A 17225-nucleotide genomic window follows, 5' to 3' on the forward strand; every position below is an offset into this window, starting at 1 on the left:
GTATTCATGTCCCCGAATGTTTAAAGTTGAATATTCACACCTATGGTATATGTCTTAAGTATTGGACCATTGTCGCCCGGACTTCTGTCACCGGCGCCAAATTCAGGGTCCCAGCCCATCCAGTGCGTCCAGGTTACCAGGTTTTTACCACTGGCATATACTTTTATACCATTCATTTTAATTTTTGCCAGCAGGGAAGGAGGCAAATCATAAGCAACTGAAATATCCTGTAGTCGTATGAAATCCCTGCTCTGATAAAAGAGGTATCCCAACGGATCCCTGTAATTAATAGCCGGGTAGATATTGCTGGGCGTTTCCGGGGTCCAGTGGGGAACATTTAAGGTATTAAACAGATCGTAGTAATTCGTGCCGGGATTGAGGGAAGGGATAGCACTTTCACCACCCCGACGCATATTGAAAATGACCATCAGCGATATGCCCTTATAAGAGAATGTATTGGTGAGACCCGCTAGAAAATCCGCTTCATTAGATCCGATCACCTGTTTGTCTCTGGGTGTAATGGCGCCATCTCCGTCAATATCTTTGAACCTGATATGTCCTGCTTTGGCGCTTGGAATTAATGACATATCATCGCCTTCCTGGTAAATACCATCGAAGACATAGTCAAAGTTTGCACCAAGCGGATAACCTATAAACCATTTGTTGTTAATATCATCATCATCTTTCCCATCTTTATTTAAATCATTGCCTGTAAGCCGTACAATTTTATTTCTGTTTAGCGAGAATGCAACTTTGGTATTCCACACAAAACCACCTTGCTGAATATTGATTGTATTCAGGGATAATTCAAAACCTTTGTTTTCCGTTTCCCCTATATTTCTCAGGAACGAAGTAAACCCCGACATGTTTGGAATACTTTGATTTAATAAGAGGTCCTTGGTTTGGGTCCGGTAATAATCAACGGAGCCACTAATTCTATTGGAGAGCACACTGAAATCAATGCCGAAATTTATACTGGCAGTTGTTTCCCAGCCTAAATTCGGGTTACCCAGCGAAGTGGTATATAGTCCTACCGCCGTGGCGCCACCGTCTCCATACACATAATTCACCTGGCCTAAACTGCTCAGGGAAGAATAGGCGCTTACACCTCTGTTACCATTTTTGCCCCAGGAAGCACGGAATTTTAAATTGTTCAATGCCTTTACATCCGCAAGAAAATTTTCTTCAGAAGCATTCCAGCTTACACCAACTGCGGGGAAAACGCCATATTTTCTGCCACGTCCGAAGGCGGAATAGCCATCACGTCTCACCGTAAAATCTGCTATATATTTACCTTTGTACCTATAGCCCAGACGTGCCATGGTCGATATTTGCTGGCTTTTACCTGCATCGGTGTTGATGGCAAAATTATCACCGATTTCCAACGCATTATATCCCAACACATCATTAAAGATATTTTTGCTGCTCAATGATGAGTTCTCGCTTTTGTTGGTATAAATGCCATACAGGAGTGTGAGGTTAATGCCATGGTCATTGGCTATCATCCTGTCATATTTGAGAATATTTTCTACGGTCAGGTTATTGGATTCGGCATAACTTTTACTACCACTGCCCAGGTTAAAAAACTGTTCGCGTTTGAAGGAAGGCGTATAGTTAAAAACCTTTTGGTTTCTCAGCGTGTATCCCAGGTTTAATCTATAAGTTAAACCTGGTAGTGGTAAGGATACATCCGCATAGGTATTGGTAAAAAGTGTTTTTGTTATATCGGAATTATCGTTGAGCAATGTTTGTGTTAATGGATTGACTACCGCACCCAGGTTCATAGGAAGAGGACGGGGAACGCCATCATCATAATATAAATCCGCATAGGGGCTTATCATACTGGCGGCGCCTAAATTGGCCCTTACCCCTGAATTGTCCTTCACGCTGTATCCTGTATTGGTGCCTATGTTCAGCCAGTTGGTGATGGCTACATCGAGGTTGATCCGGGAGGCGATACGGCTAAAGTTATCACCCATAACCGGCGACTTTACACTGGTGTAAGCGCCCGAAAAGTAATAGGTTACTTTATCACTGCGTCCGGAAATACCCAGCTCATTGCTGTAAACCGGTGCATTTTGTTTGATGGCTTTCCACGGATCGATGGTAATCCCTTTTTTAATATTTTCTTCTTCCAAAGGCTGAAAAGGAAGCGATCCACCATCGGCTACTTCTGCATCTTTACGCGCTTTTAAATATTGTTCGGCATTCAGATACTCGGGTGTATGCGCAAAATCGGAAATGCCATAATAGGAGTTCAGGGTGATTTTCGGTTTAGTAGTTGTTCCTTTTTTAGTAGTGATAAGGATAACGCCGTTTGCCGCCAGGGAGCCATAGATGGCGGAAGAACTGGCATCCTTTAAGATATCGATGGATTCAATATCATTTGAATTGATGTCGGATAAACTTCCACCTGCGTATATAATACCATCCAATACAATTAATGGGTTGTTGCTGGCAGAAATGGAGTTTCTTCCCCTGATAATAATGGAAGCATCTGATCCCGGTCTGCCATTATCCACTACGGTTACACCGGCTACTGTGCCCCTGAGGCTCTGAACGGGGTTTACATTTGGTTGCTGGCGGGTTTGTTCCATATCTACTCTTGCCAATGCACCTGTTAAATCTTTCTTCTTTTGTGAACCATATCCTACCACTACTAACTGATTGAGGGAAGAAACACTTGGTTTCATCACCACATCGACCATAGAACGGCCATCAATGGGTATTTCCTGCCTGTCAAAACCGATGAAGGTAAATATCAGGATTCCTTTCAGGTCGTCCAGCTGTAAAGTGTAATGTCCTTTTGCATCTGTGAGGGCACCGGTTTGTGATCCTTTCAGGATAACGGTTACACCGGTTAGTGGTCCTCCATTCTGGTCAGTAACGGTACCATGTATATCCACCCGCGCATCCGGCGGGGTGGGTATTGTAGCGGAAGGAGGGGGTGTTTTTGTATTTACAATAACGACGGTATTAATAATGTTGTAGGTGAATGGTTGCGCTTCAAAGCATTTGCGTAATGCTTCTTCTATAGAAGCATTGCGTAAATTGACCGTTACTTTCTTTGATCGTTGTGGGAGGTCTTTGGCATAAAAGAAAGTATAGCCTGTCTGCCGCTCTATCTCCCGGAAGATTTCTTTCAGGGGCGCATTCCGCTCAGAAAGATTGATCGATTGGGAATAGGCACCCGCGCTTACCTGCAAACAAAAGGCGGTTAATAAGAAGACCGTGAGCTTCATAGCCATCAGTGCTTTGTGAATAGATAATACATGCATGGATCTACCATGTACAATTATTTTCATACCTTTGTATGGTTTAGTTTTATGTTTAAGAGTCATTAGTCGTGGCTTAAAAGGATAACTAAACATCCGCCGGTGGTGCTCCAACACCTCCGGTTTTTTTATCCTTAAGAAAGCATTTAAGGATCCCTTGTCTTCATGGAATGATGCTTTTAGAATGATAGATTTATGGTTCTACTATTATTTCCCTGCCATTGATTTTAAAATGTACCCATCCTGTAGATTCCAGTATACTGAGTAGGGTAGAGACATTCACATTTCTTGGTACCTTGCCGATAAAAAGCTGGGAGATGTTTCCCTGGTAATTTATATCTACATCATACCATCTCGCCACCTGTCGCATGATATTGGAAATGGAGTCGTTCTGAAACTGAAAGAAACCATTTTTCCAGGCCATCACTTCTTCGAGGTCGGGGCCTTTTACCAGTTCCAGATGCCCATCCTGCTTTAGTTTGGCTTGTTGTCCGGCAATGAGTATTTGTTGCTGATCTTCCTGTATTACTTTCACGCTTCCCTGTAGCAGGGTGGTTTTTATGATGCCTTCATCTTCGTAGGCATTAATATTAAAATGAGTGCCCAAAACTTCCACTTTCATGCCGTTTACCGTAACGATAAAAGGAATATTTTTTCCATTTCCAATAGCTGCTTGGAGATGCGTTACTTCAAAGTAAGCTTCACCTGTTATTTGTATGTCTCTTGCTTTTCCTGAAAATGCGGAGGGGAACCGGATGGAGGAGGCGGAGTTGAGCCATACCTGCGTGCCGTCGGGCAATGTTAGTTTGTATTGCCCGCCCCTGGGCGTACTCAACGTATTAAACAATATTTCGTTTCCTGTTTTTCCCTGTGGGCCTGTTGTTTTATAAGCCAGCTGGCCGGTGCCTTGTTTCAATATTTTTGTATTGCCCTGCTGGAGCAGCATACCGTTTTCTGCGCTATCCAGCAGTATCCGCGTGCCGTTTGACAAGGTGAGTACCGCTTTGTTTCCGCCTGGAATAAGATCGTTCTTAAAGCGTTGCGACTGCATTTCGGTGTGGGCTGTTTGTACGGATGATTTTTGGAAGACCAGAAAATACATCGCGGCTCCGGTGAGCAGCACAATGACAGCGGCGGCAACGCGCCCGAAAATGCGTCTTGTAATGAAGGAAGATTGCCTGTTATCCGGTGTCGCTATTTGCTCCCGGATGCGTTGTTCCGCATTTTTCCAGTCTTTCTTTTCCGGTTGATCTTCAACAGCTGAACTTTGCCAGAGCAGCCACAGTTCTTTCTTTAAAGGATCATCCTCCTCCAGCTCCGCGAAGCGTTCCCAAAACTCCCGTAATTCATCCGGGGTTCCGGTATCCCGGAGGTATTGCTGAAGTAAGTATTGCAGTCGCTGAAGATTTGCAGACATAAAATATGCTTATATCTATAAGACGACATGAATAGAGAAGAAGGGCTATTGGGAAAAAAAATAATTATCAGGAGGGAGATTGCCCGGTGATTCAGGCCATGAAAAATAATATGGAAAGGGCGGCTTTATCGAGGCCATTACTTTGTAAAAAGTTGCTGATAGACCTGGTGGCGGCCATCATGGTGTTTTTAACCGTGTTGCGGGAAAGGTTCAATGCAGTAGCAATCTGGTCATGCGTTAATCCCTGTTCGCGGCTAAGGGTATAAATAAGCCGTCGTTTCGGGGGCAATTGTTTAACCGCTTCCAGGAGTAGTTGTCTTAATTCCATATCAATCAACAGGTCGTCTGCACGCTTTTCGGGCAGTTGTTCCAGCCGCTCAATATATACTTTCTGTAAACGGTCATGACGGGAGGTAACCCTCAAAAAGTCGATGGCTTTATGATACGCTACTTTATACAGAAAGCCTTCCAGGTGATGAACCTGTACCATTAATTCCCTGCCTACCCACAATTTAACAAAGACATCAATGACAAACTCTTCAGCGATTTCAGGTGATTTGGTGATCTTAAGCAGGTAATTATATAATTTATCGCGATGTCTTTCAAATAGTGTATTAAATGCAGCTTCATCGCCGGCGGCCAGCCGGACCAGCAATGATGTATCACTATGTAGTAATGGAATACACAAATTCATAACGTTTTTAAGCCTGTAATAAGGATAAGATGTGATCCTGGTTGTTCTATTTATAAATGAAATCCGCCACAGATAAGCATTTAAAGGACTGTGAGCCTATTAATCAGGCGAGCTTATTTATTAACGGTACTAATGTATACAAAAATTAACAAATTGTTATCATACTTTTATTTCATAAATTTTTAGTAGAAAGATATACCCTTATAGAGGTATGATCAGTAATCCGGGGGCCGGTGAGCTGGTAGATTGTTTATGCAATAAGCAGGTGTAATATTTAGTTGCAACCCGTGTTTATAAATGCCAGCTGGTTATTTAATGCGGTTACAAATTGATTGACCGGAACGGGTTTCAGTAAAGCATCCACCTTTTTAATAATGGCACATTTCTTATCTGCATGTGATTGCTGCTGCGCAGCGGTATTACTTTTTGTTGCCCAGTAATATTGAAGAAAAGCCGCGTAGTACAAGGCTTGTGCATATTTTAATGTTTCATTTTTGTTACGCTGTACAGCAACTATATAGTACTTCTCTCCTTCATTAAAATATTCTTCTGCAAATAAGTATAAATTATTCAGATCAGTAGCTGGTAAGATGCCCGTGGCCGGGTCCTGCGTATATTGAAAGGTTACGACGGAGAAACCTGATATGCATTCGCCAATCACTGCCTGCATATTGGCTTTTACAAAAGGATCTACATTAAGGATGGTGGTACAGTTGTCACGGAACGATTGTGCCCTGGTCCGGGCATTTTGATAATCCTTGAATTTTAAGCTCATGCCATAACCCTGTATAGCGTAGGTGAAATAGGTATATAGATAAGTAGTGCCATATTGTTTTGCTTTGGGTTCTACCAGGTTTAAAGCTGCATCTATATAAAAAAGGGCACTGTCTTTCTGATTGGTGGTGGCATATACTTTTGCAAGCTGGGCGTATATCTGCGGAATAAAATCATCATAAACAAACTTATTGATAACAGCACTATTGGTAAGTTTGGTGAGCAAATTCCTGTTGTACAACGCTGCATTTGCTGTTTGCCCTGTGCGGAGCTGTATTTCATTCATCAGGTTGATGCAAAGCGCAAATTTTTGTTTGTTGAATTGGGCAGCACTAAAATTATTACTATAATAATCATAAGCACCGGAGATATATTTTTGGGCTGAATCGATGTTATTTGTATTCAGATAAATATTCCCGAGATCTGTATATAGAGCGGCTCTTTGAATCAGGAAGGTTTTGGGGTCGGATGCTACAAAGGGTGCAAGCAGCGCATTTATTGTATTGAGACTTGCCATTACATTACTCAGCATATTGAGGGAAGCATAGTTGCTTACTAATGCGGAGTATAGTTGCACGGTAGCTACCAGGTAAATACGGCTGCCCGGCGTTATCTTGGGTTCGGTGAGCGTTATTGCTTTACTGAGCCATTCAATGGCCTTTAAGGGTTGCCCGGTAGTTGAATAAAGCGCCGCCATGTTGTAGTATACACTCGTTAACCCTATCGTAAACACGTAAGGCTTTCTTTGAGCGGCATCTTCCAGGAAACTTAGTGCATTATTATAACATGCTATTGCATGGTTTGTGTCTGCAATCATGGCATACTCCTTTCCATGCTGGTTGTAATAGAGCGCCTTCCTGTATTGATCTTCTTCTGACAGTGTAGGTAGCTTGTCCAGTTCTTCAATAGCCCTTTTAGAAAATGCGATTGATTTATTGATCATGGCTATATCAAAATAGCCACTGGCATAACCGGCTGCCAGGTTTGACAAGATCAAAGACTTTGTAACAATCAAACTTTTGTCCTGTATGGGTTCCATCCCTTCCAGGATTACAAGGGCTTTCTCATGAAAGTCATTTGCTTTTATTCTGTCGACAGTTGAATAGGCGATTCCCAGGTAATTGAGGATCTCTACTTTTCTGCGTTGATCAGTCGTTAATTCATAAGATTTTTCAAAGAAAACGATGGCTGCCGGGTAGTTACCTGCATAATCAGACAGGAACTTGCCATACTCAAAAGTATTATCCCCGTTGGGATTGAGCTGTACGCCTATGTTGTATGATTTATCAATCTCCCTTAAGCTTGAATCCAGTGCATTATAATTTAATTGAAGCAGCAGGATCTTTGCTTTTAATATGCTTGATTCTCCATAGGATTTATCATGCTGGGCAGATAAATCGAGCTCTTTTAATGCCTGGGTTAAATTGCCTTTGGAAAAGGCGGCGTATGCCCGCTGGTAAATCTGTGAAGGGCTGTTCTTTAATTTTTCCTTTACGAGGTTATACCGGCTTATATAATCTTTTATAACAGACTCCCGGTTTTCTATGGTGCTTTGTAAATTCCCTAATTGGGTACGTTGTGTTTTGACAAGATTATCTTTTGACTTTAATTCATTCAGCAGGTTTACAGTAAGTCCCTCCGGTAATTTATAGGTGATAATTTCTTTCACCACATAGGTAACGCTGCCATAGTCCCCAACAATGATGGGGCTTTCGCTGCCTGATGTCTGATAGGTTTTAGGGAAGGTATGCAGGAGTGAGCTATAATTCGTTTTTGTTTTTATGATTGATTCCACTTCCGTAAAGTTCCCTTCAGCCAACCGGAGTTTTGCCTGGTTCTTCAGGTTGGCATCCTGTACTTTGTCAATGGCGGTTTTTAATTCATTATATTTCTTGAACCATACATCCAATGCTGCATTAAGACTGGAGGTATGCGCATTTATGTTATTGGAAATAAGCAATCCGGCCAGGTAATGAGAAAGTTCAGGCGGTACTTTACGCTGGATGCTGCGCTCTTTTACATAGTTTACTTTTCCTTTGGCGCCGATAATAACAGGACTTTTATCGCCATAGGTTGTCTGGGCAGTTATGTTGATAGTTATAATAATGAGAGACAGAACGGCCAGGAGGGTTTTCATTATTTTTTATTTGTGGTATCAACATAATTGACCTGGTTGCTGTCGCCAACCAGGATGGGGCTTTTGTTACCGTGGGTTTCCGCGTTGACAACCGGTCTTGTTTGTTCAAACTTAAAATAGGCTTGAACAAGAATGAGTATAACAATGACGGAGAATATAATCATTCCTAAACGCAGTAAATTCATCTTACTCTTAAACTCAACCGATTTTTGTTGCATTTGCAGTTTGATGATTTCAAAACCCTGGGCTTTGTTCAGGTCCGGTATTTTGTAAGATGGTATAACTTCCAGTAAGGCTTTCGCCAGATCTGACTTATTCCGGGTGTCGGCTAGAGACACGATCTTCGCGATCCCTTTTAGTTTTGATGCCCGCTGATAGGCTAAAAAGCCCAATGTTGCGGCAATAATAAATGACAACAGGCCGAGAACGGATTCGACTTTCGAATAGGAAATCAGGAAGTTGAAGAAACTCATAAAATCGCGGAATTATATAAAGATGAATTTTTGGATGATTTTCAGAAACGGTATCAGGGAGAGCTTTTTTGGAATTTTTTAGGGGTCCTTTTATTATGCTCTCAGGAATATGCAGACGAAGATAGTAAAATTATAAAAAAATAGCGCCTTTAAGCTGTTTGGCTTAAAGGCGCTATGGGGAAGGGGGGCTTATCATCTTTTCTTCACCGGTGCTATTGTACGGACGTAATCCACCATATGTTTCCGAAGGGGTCTGTTACGCCGCAGGCCCGGCCGTAGTTCTGATCGGCAAGTTCCATTAAGGTGGTGGCGCCGTTGTCTATTGCTGTTTTGTATGTTTCGTCTGCGTTGTCCACATATACAAATAAGTTGGCGGGCTGCTTCTTCCATTGCTCGGTAGCTTCGCAAAACATGATGGTGCTGCCGCTGATCTGTATTTCCGCATGCATGACCGTTGTATTATCTTCCCGCATCCGCTTGAACGTTAATGCAGCATTAAAAACGTTTTCCATGAAGGTGATGAATTTTTGTGCATCGTTGACCATCAGGTAGGGCATGACGGGTTGGTGTCCTGTAGGAATTTCCATCTTTATAAGTATTAATTGTTAAACAATAACACAAAATTACCGGTATATGTGTGCTTAAAATTGGAAAAAACCGACATGTTATTCCTTCCATTTAGTAGCATCTGAGCCACCTGAGAAATAATGTTTAGGATGATGTCCGGAAAATTCCTTGAAGTCGTGAATGAAGTGCGACTGGTCATAGTAGCCGCTTTCAAGGGCTATGTTTGTCAGCGACAGGTCCTTGTCGCCATACTGCGCCATGGCCGACTGGAAACGGACGATACGGGAAAAAAGTTTTGGGCTGAACCCTGAAAATTGCAGGAATTGTCTTTCAAATTGTCTCTCAGATAAAAAATGATCATTTGCCAGTTGCTTTATTTTTACCAGCCCTTTGCGATGGATGATACTTTGAATGGCATGGAAAACGGGTAGCTGCTCTTTATCGGTCATCAAAAACTTACGTTCCATAAATGCTGTTACAATTTTTACCCTTTGATCATTATTTGTGGCAGTTGCTATTTTTTCTTCCAGCTCATTGCCTGCTGCTTTTAATAATAATTTCAAATCGGGCATCTGGTTTGTCAGTTCGGTGGCTGAAAGACCGAATAGCAGGGGAAGTGCCTGTGGGTAGAGGTACACCCCGAAGATGCCGAATGTTTTGTCGATCCGGAAGGTTCTGGTGAAACTGGTTTGTGCATGTACGCCTGCGGTGAAGGAGGGCGTTGTTGTTCCGGTGTCTGTAAGTTCGTCGAATTGTCCCTGGTAATGAAATAGTAGCTCCGGGCAAACATCCGCCATCGAATAGTGTATATAAGGCTGATCGCTTTCGAGTACCCAAAAGTATCTCACAAAGCGTTGTAATTGTTCCGGGGGTGGTATGGTGTAATATTTCATCCGGGTGTTATTAAGCACGGCTAAAGCGGTATGGCTAGCGCCGGAGGCGATGGGGTTCATTGCCTCCGGCGCTAGCCTGATAAAGATAAGAAAGTTAATGTTATCTGCTTCTTCCGGATTTTTAACAGCCGCCGCAGCAAAGGGTCAGTAGCTCAGGGTAATACCTGCGCCCAATCCCATATCACTGTCGTAGTGTGTGGAGAAGGAGAAGTTTCGGGTAACGATATACCGCAACCCCGCCATGTATTCCTTATCGGTATTCACCATGAGGTTGAGGCGCAAACGTTTTGTTACCGGCACATCTTCCCGCATCAGCTGAAAGCGTAACCTGCCGTCTGTATCGAGGGAGGCGTCCGCTACGATCAGCATGGGCAGCGTGTATTGCAGCCCGAGATGTAATACCTGCCTGAAATCTTTTGTATTCTTTTGACCAAACAGGTTTTTCTCTGCCCCATCCATTTTACGGTAACGTACATCCCAGCCAATATAAGGAAACAGCCACTGCATTTTCCCAATGTACCGGCCGAAATGACTTTCGCTTTCATAGCCGTGATGATCATTCAGGCCCAGCCGCCATTCGGTTGTCAGGCGGTAACGGGTATTGGCTAACATCATTTCCCCGTCGCTGCCGGTGCTTTCCAGTCCTACCTGCGCCATGAAGTGCAGCATTCTGTCATCTTTTTTCAGCATTTTATAGGCCATCGCCGGATCGGGTACTTCCGGGTTGGGGGGAGAGTTTTCGTAGCTGAAAACGCGGCCCATTCCGCTCATCATATGATAAAGAATGTGGCAATGGAAGAACCAGTCGCCGCTTTCGGTAGCAGCAAATTCTATGGTATCTGTTTCCATCGGCATGATGTCCAGCACCGTTTTCAGCGGGGCATAGGCACCTTGTTCGTTTAATACCCGGAAGAAATGACCGTGCAGGTGCATGGGATGCCGCATCATAGTGTTATTGTATAGGACGATGCGCACATTTTCTCCTTTCTTAATCAGGATCTTATCTGTTTCTGAAACGGTTTTGTTGTTGATACTCCACACATACCGGTTCATATTTCCTGTAAGCTCAAAGTGCAACAGTTTGGTGGGCCCATCAGGTAACGTCGTTTTTTCGGGCGCCCGTAACATGCCATAGTTAAGGGTAACGATGTCCTGGGCTGCACTGTCTGTGATCTCCGGATACATCACGGTATTCATATCCATCACCTGGTTAGTCATTTGCATGCCGCTGCTGGTATCAAGATCTCCATTCATCTTCATCATATCGTTCATCATCTTCATGCCTTCAAAATATTTCAGTTTCGGCAGGTGAGGAGCGCGTATTTCTTTACCGCTGCCAAGCCACAGGGAAGTGGAGTTGGTACGGTCTTCGGCAGTAGCGAGAAACTCATAGCTGTTATTTTCAGGAATGGTCACTATTACATCATAGGTTTCTGATACGCCTATGAGCAGCCTGTCTACTTCTACGGGCACCACATCGGCGCCATCACTGGCAATCACCGACATTTTTCCGCCGCCATAGTTCAACCAGAAATAGGTAGAAGAGCTGCCGTTTATAATGCGCAGCCGTACTTTGTCGCCGGCCTTGAAATCGGGCTGTTTGTCGGTTGCCTTACCATTGGTCAGAAAGCTCTCATAATAAACATCGCTTACATCCATGGCATTCATGCGTTTCCATTCGTTGGTGAGCTTTGTTTTGAAATGTCCCTGCTTTGCGGCTTCTGAATAGCTTTGTGTAGATCCTTTTTTTACGGCAAACCAATCATTGGCATTGTGCAGGTAACGGTTTACTTCTTTGGGTTTCATATCTGTCCAGTCGCTGAGCACCATGGTGTATTCCTTTGCTGGTGGCTGATTACGTTTGTAAAAGACCAGGGCGCCATACATCCCGCTTTGTTCCTGGAACATGGTATGACTATGATACCAGTAAGTACCATTTTGTACGATAGGGAATTTGAACAGGTGTGTTTGCCCGGCTTTAATGGGCTGTGTAGTCAGATAGGAAACGCCATCGTATTGATTTGGCAGGATAAGGCCGTGCCAGTGGATGGATGTTTCTTCGTTCAGGGTATTGTGTACGTATATTTCTGCGGTGTCTCCTTCTGTAAAATGAAGCGTGGGACCCGGTATACTGCCATTGATCGCTAAAGCATGCTTTGTTTTGCCGGAATAATTGACGGTGGTATCACCCACATATAAATCATACCGCACGGTGGCAGGTTTTTCATTGCCCGCCTGGGCCTGCGCCTTTGCGGTGGACAAGCCACACAGGGCCAGTAACAGTATATATAGGCTGAGTCGTTTCATCATTACTTTATTGTATCGCTTATTTTACCACAGGTAAGCATTTGACTACCGTAATAAGGGTTTTTAATCGCTGTGCTGCTGCTTAACCAGTGTGCCTTTTTCATCGGGCAATAGTCCTGGTAAACAGGTGCGGCAGACAGTTTAACGTCTTTCGCCAGCAGGTAAAAATTATCAGAGAAGGTTTTAAAATAACTGCGTTGCTGTGCAATGTCTTTGGTGGCGGCTATTTGCTTTGCATCTGTTACCAGTTTATCCTGCAAAGAAGTGAATACCTTACGTGCGGGTTCAGACAATGATTTTGTATCAAGACTACCGGCAGCCTGTGCAAATGTTGCAGCCTGTGTGGCTGCGGTGCCGGCATTGCTGCTTACCAGGGCATCTTTGATATGATAGTAGGTTGTCAGCAATTCGCCCAGTTGCGGAGCGGTTGTTTCCTGTGCGAAACCAGCCTGTGTTAATGCAGCGGCGAATAATGTAACCAGTAGTCTTTTCATTTTCTTTCTTTTAAAGAGATCAATAATTGTTTGTAGCCCGGATACAAAAGTACCGATACTGCGGAGCAGTATTGTTATACTATTGTGGATTCATTTTATATAATTTCGGAGATCAGGGGGTATTCAGTTATTTTTGCCTGTATGATAAACACAGCCCGGTATTTACAGCAATATGAATCACAGGAAGCAGATGCCCGGCTGGTGATGGATGTGTTATCGATTTATCTCTGCCCGGTGGATAAGCGGGCACTATTCAATACCATTGGACAATTGACCGGCATAGGGCGGGGAAGCGCCCCGGAGGTGTCTTTCCGGCGATTGGAGGAAATCCTGGAATTTCTGGAAGAATGGGAACTGGGCGTCCTGAATGTATCGGGGTGTTTTTCCCTGATACCAGAGCTGAACTTCCTGCTGTTTCCGTTGAATATAAAGCGACCTGCATATGCGGCCCAACTGGAAAAATGGCAGTATGCGGTGCATGCATTTTATGGTAGCAGCGCCCGTTTGCAGGATTTGCAGCAATTACTCGTAGCCTATTTTGCCGGCGACCCGTTCCTACTGGCTGCGCCTATCAGAAGACTGGAGCTGGAACTGGATGAATACCAGCCCTGGCTTTCTTATCTGTTGTATTTTCCCGCCTACGCGGATTTATTGAAACTATTCAGCGAAGAGAGTCTTAACCGGATCTTTTCTTTCGCTGTAAAATATAACCTGTTGAAAATGCCGCCGATGGATAAGCTGTTGGCTTTTCAGCAGCAGCGGTCCGGCCATTTTCCTGAGTTGCAGTTGTTGCAGGGAGATCTTCAGACACCTTTTGGAGATGTGACGGCAGATGACCTCTTTGCCAAAGCAGTGGTGTTATTGTATGAAGGAAGTCCCGATAAGGCGCTGACTGTTTTTCAACAGGGCATCAAACGTCAACGGCAATACGATAAGAAGCACAGCATTCCCGTATCGCCGCTTTTTGCTTTCTATTACGCCTATACGCTGACATTACTGCCGGGTGAAAAGATGAATCCCATCATCACCAAAATTGTAACCGTGTATGAAAGAAAGCTGTTTCCGGCTATAACGCCAGCTATCTGCCTGTTACATTTTCATACAGGTAAAAAGGAAAGAGCGGAGGACCAGTTACTGATCCTGCTGGAGCGGAAAGAAGGCAACCTGCTGAGTTATCTCTCTCTAATCTGTCTGCAGTTGTTTCATCCCCGGAGTAAATTGCTGTTCACCTTCAAAGTAAACGCGGGTGTATTGCTGCGCATGGGTATGGAGCATTACTACCGGTTACTGACCTACGAATATCTTTACCTTTTCAGGAATGAAGGCTATGGCGGGTATGAAGATGAATTTCAGCAGGTGGCTACGGTGATCAGGCACCGGCCTGTATTTTCACAGATGGAGCAGATGCCCGACTGGGAGCGGTTGCTGAACACTTTACTGGTAGCAGAAGATCATCTCACAAAAAAAGAAAAAAATGTGATTGTATCCAGGTTGATCTACCTGGTGGACTTTGATCATTACAAGATTCAGCCGTTGTTACAAACATCGCAGGGAAATAATGAATGGAGCAGTGGCAGGAATGTATCCCTGAAAAAGCTGAAAGAAGGCAAGGCGGAAGCCATGACTGATCACGATCTGCGGATCAGCACTACTATACAGAAAGATCACTTTTATAATTATAACGGCGAATCATTTTCCTTTGATGAAAGGGTATGGGAAGAGATTGCCGGGCATCCGTTTTTATTTTCAGCAGATAATATTGCCCTCTCCGTGGAAATTACAAAAGGTGCACCGGAATTGATTGTGCAGGAAACAGGCAAAGAATATACATTCAGTACGAATATAGATGATTTTGTGAGCGATACGGTGTTTGTAAAGGAAACGCCTACACGCTTAAAAATAATCAGGCTCACAGCCCAGCAGCGCCGGCTGTTACAAACATTGCAACAGATCCCGCGGGTACCTGCCAGTGGAAAAGATAAGCTGATGCAGGTGCTGAGAAGTATCGGTGCGCATATCACGATTCATGCGGACCTGGGTGAGGGAGCTGTGAACATCCGGAAGCGCGCAGGAGATGCACGTATTGTGATCCAGTTGCTCCCACTGGGAGAAGGATTAAAGGCCGCTCTTTTTGTAAAGCCGTTTACCCTGGACCCGCCCTATTGCAAACCTGGCGCAGGTGCGCAGCATATTATCGGTATCACCAACGGAGAACGCTGGCAGGCTGCGCGCGACCTGGAAAAGGAAAAAGCCAATGCGGCGCAGCTGATGGACATGATCCAGCAAATAGTGGCGCAGGAGTTGGTAGAAGATACCATCATTTTTGAAGACCCGTTGGATTCCCTGGAGCTGCTGGAAATTATCCGCGACCATCCTGAACTGGTGAGGGCCGAATGGCCGGAAGGGGAGCGGTATAAAGTGAAACAACAGGCGGGCTTCTCTCACATGCATATTGCCCTGAAGGAAAAGGGCCACTGGTTTGCCTGTGACGGCGAGCTAAAGGCCGATGAACTAACCGTTCTTTCCCTGAAAGAATTACTGGATACTACGAGAACTGTCAGGAAACGCTTCTTTGCCCTGGGCAATGGTGAGTTCCTTGCATTGACTGCCGACTTACGCAAACGGCTAAACGAACTAGCCAGTATTGCCATCCATGACCGCCATTCGATCAGCATTCCGCAGTATGCGGCTCCCATGCTGGATGAGCTGATGCAACTGTCGGGCAGCAGTCATACCGATGAAGCGTGGCGCTCCTTTACGGTGAAGCGCAATGCCGCTATGGATTTGCTGCCCATAGTACCCGTGACCTTACAAACAACTTTACGTCCTTATCAGGAAGAGGGTTTCCGCTGGATGACGCATCTTGCGGCATGGGGCGCAGGCGCCTGCCTGGCGGATGATATGGGTCTTGGTAAAACCATCCAGGCTATTACCATGCTGCTTTACAGGGCAGCATCAGGGCCGGCGCTGGTTATCTGTCCTGCGTCGGTGATGTCCAACTGGAGCAATGAAATCGGCCGCTTTGCCCCCTCACTGAATATCGTATACCTGCACAACGGCAAGCGCGTCGCTCTCATCAACGCAGCCGGTCCCTTCGATGTAGTGATCACTACTTACGGATTGCTACAATCGGAAGAAAAACTGCTGGCAGCCGTGAAATGGGCCACTGTAGTGCTGGATGAAGCACATACCATTAAAAATTACCAGACCAAAACTTCGAAAGCAGCTATGTCGCTCCGCGCGGATTTTAAACTGATGCTAACGGGTACGCCTATACAAAATCATATGGGCGAAATCTGGAACCTCTTCAACTTCCTCAACCCCGGCTTACTCGGTAGCCTGGATCATTTTAATGAACAATTCGTTTTCCCTTCCGCACGCAACCCGGAAAGCAGTGTGAAACAACACCTGAAAAAGCTGTTGGCGCCGTTTATGCTGCGTCGCACCAAAACAGCTGTATTGGATGAGTTGCCGCCAAAAACGGAGATCATTAAACTGGTAAACCTGTCGATAGAAGAAGCCGCCTTCTATGAAGCATTGCGCCGTAAGGCTATTGAGAATATAGCCGCACATGACAGCGGTGGTGTAGGACAACAACACATCAAAGCACTGGCGGAGATCAGCAGGCTGCGCATGGCTGCCTGTCATCCGCAAATGGTGGACGCAGAAATTAATATCGGCTCATCCAAACTAAATGTATTCCTGGAAATCGTGCAGGAGCTGATCTCCAACAACCACCGTGCACTCGTGTTCAGCCAGTTTGTGCGGCACCTGGATCTGGTGCGGGAAGCCCTGCATCAGTTGGGCATCACTTACCTGTACCTGGATGGTGCTACGCCATTATCGCAGCGCGATACACTGGTGAAAGATTTCCAGGCGGGTAAAGGAGAATTGTTCCTGATCAGCCTGAAAGCGGGTGGCCTGGGGCTTAATCTCACTGCCGCCGACTATGTGATCCATATGGACCCATGGTGGAACCCGGCTGTAGAAGAGCAGGCATCGGACCGTGCGCACCGGATCGGGCAAACAAGACCCGTTACCATTTACAGGCTGGTGGCACAACATACCATCGAGGAAAAGATCATTGAACTCCACAACAATAAACGCGACCTAGCGGATCATTTGCTGGAAGGCACAGACCAATCTGCCAAGCTGAATGCACGGGAGTTGATGGAACTGATAACGGAAAAATAG

The 17225-nt window shown here is 44.8% G+C and carries 10 protein-coding genes; 1 reads left to right on the forward strand and 9 read right to left on the reverse strand.

The window, feature by feature from the left end; all coding sequences use genetic code 11:
- Positions 1-20: 20 nt before the first annotated feature.
- The 9 genes from ABQ275_RS05690 to ABQ275_RS05730 form a co-directional block, all read right to left on the reverse strand.
- Positions 21-3305, reverse strand: a complete 3285-nt coding sequence (locus ABQ275_RS05690) for a TonB-dependent receptor (RefSeq protein ID WP_349317306.1) — start codon at positions 3303-3305, stop codon at positions 21-23.
- A gap of 163 nt (positions 3306-3468) precedes the next feature.
- The gene (locus tag ABQ275_RS05695; protein WP_349317307.1) at positions 3469-4692 is read right to left on the reverse strand and encodes a FecR family protein; all 1224 of its coding nucleotides are present in this window, start codon (positions 4690-4692) and stop codon (positions 3469-3471) included.
- Positions 4693-4783: 91 nt separating this feature from the next.
- Positions 4784-5386 (reverse strand): sigma-70 family RNA polymerase sigma factor, encoded by a 603-nt coding sequence (locus ABQ275_RS05700; protein ID WP_349317308.1) that lies wholly within the window; start codon positions 5384-5386, stop codon positions 4784-4786.
- A gap of 274 nt (positions 5387-5660) precedes the next feature.
- Positions 5661-8297 (reverse strand): hypothetical protein, encoded by a 2637-nt coding sequence (locus ABQ275_RS05705; protein WP_349317309.1) that lies wholly within the window; start codon positions 8295-8297, stop codon positions 5661-5663.
- Positions 8297-8770, reverse strand: coding sequence for a hypothetical protein (locus ABQ275_RS05710; protein ID WP_349317310.1), 474 nt, complete (start codon positions 8768-8770; stop codon positions 8297-8299). Before ABQ275_RS05710 ends, ABQ275_RS05705 begins: the two co-directional genes overlap by 1 nt.
- Before the next feature lie 212 nt (positions 8771-8982).
- Entirely contained in the window at positions 8983-9357 is a 375-nt protein-coding gene (locus tag ABQ275_RS05715) for a VOC family protein (protein ID WP_349317311.1), read from the reverse strand.
- Positions 9358-9435: 78 nt separating this feature from the next.
- On the reverse strand, positions 9436-10230 hold the full coding sequence (locus ABQ275_RS05720) for a helix-turn-helix domain-containing protein (RefSeq protein WP_349317312.1): 795 nt from the start codon (positions 10228-10230) through the stop codon (positions 9436-9438).
- Positions 10231-10374: 144 nt separating this feature from the next.
- Positions 10375-12540, reverse strand: coding sequence for a multicopper oxidase domain-containing protein (locus ABQ275_RS05725; protein ID WP_349317313.1), 2166 nt, complete (start codon positions 12538-12540; stop codon positions 10375-10377).
- Positions 12540-13031, reverse strand: a complete 492-nt coding sequence (locus ABQ275_RS05730) for a DUF3347 domain-containing protein (protein WP_349317314.1) — start codon at positions 13029-13031, stop codon at positions 12540-12542. The genes ABQ275_RS05725 and ABQ275_RS05730 overlap by 1 nt, the downstream gene beginning before the upstream one ends.
- A gap of 141 nt (positions 13032-13172) precedes the next feature.
- Between ABQ275_RS05730 and ABQ275_RS05735 the strand changes: the two genes are divergently transcribed.
- Positions 13173-17225, forward strand: coding sequence for a DEAD/DEAH box helicase (locus ABQ275_RS05735; RefSeq protein WP_349317315.1), 4053 nt, complete (start codon positions 13173-13175; stop codon positions 17223-17225).

This window comes from Chitinophaga sp. MM2321 (assembly GCF_964033635.1).
Taxonomy (GTDB): Bacteria; Bacteroidota; Bacteroidia; order Chitinophagales; family Chitinophagaceae; genus Chitinophaga.

Excerpts from the sequence above, each read along its gene's own strand:
- ABQ275_RS05730 (WP_349317314.1), bottom strand. The coding sequence starts at position 13,031 with ATGAAAAGACTACTGGTTACATTATTCGCCGCTGCATTAACACAGGCT.
- ABQ275_RS05700 (WP_349317308.1), bottom strand. The coding sequence starts at position 5,386 with ATGAATTTGTGTATTCCATTACTACATAGTGATACATCATTGCTGGTC.
- ABQ275_RS05725 (WP_349317313.1), bottom strand. The coding sequence starts at position 12,540 with ATGATGAAACGACTCAGCCTATATATACTGTTACTGGCCCTGTGTGGC.
- ABQ275_RS05710 (WP_349317310.1), bottom strand. The coding sequence starts at position 8,770 with ATGAGTTTCTTCAACTTCCTGATTTCCTATTCGAAAGTCGAATCCGTT.
- ABQ275_RS05705 (WP_349317309.1), bottom strand. The coding sequence starts at position 8,297 with ATGAAAACCCTCCTGGCCGTTCTGTCTCTCATTATTATAACTATCAAC.
- ABQ275_RS05720 (WP_349317312.1), bottom strand. The coding sequence starts at position 10,230 with ATGAAATATTACACCATACCACCCCCGGAACAATTACAACGCTTTGTG.
- ABQ275_RS05695 (WP_349317307.1), bottom strand. The coding sequence starts at position 4,692 with ATGTCTGCAAATCTTCAGCGACTGCAATACTTACTTCAGCAATACCTC.
- ABQ275_RS05735 (WP_349317315.1), top strand. The coding sequence starts at position 13,173 with ATGATAAACACAGCCCGGTATTTACAGCAATATGAATCACAGGAAGCA.
- ABQ275_RS05690 (WP_349317306.1), bottom strand. The coding sequence starts at position 3,305 with ATGAAAATAATTGTACATGGTAGATCCATGCATGTATTATCTATTCAC.
- ABQ275_RS05715 (WP_349317311.1), bottom strand. The coding sequence starts at position 9,357 with ATGGAAATTCCTACAGGACACCAACCCGTCATGCCCTACCTGATGGTC.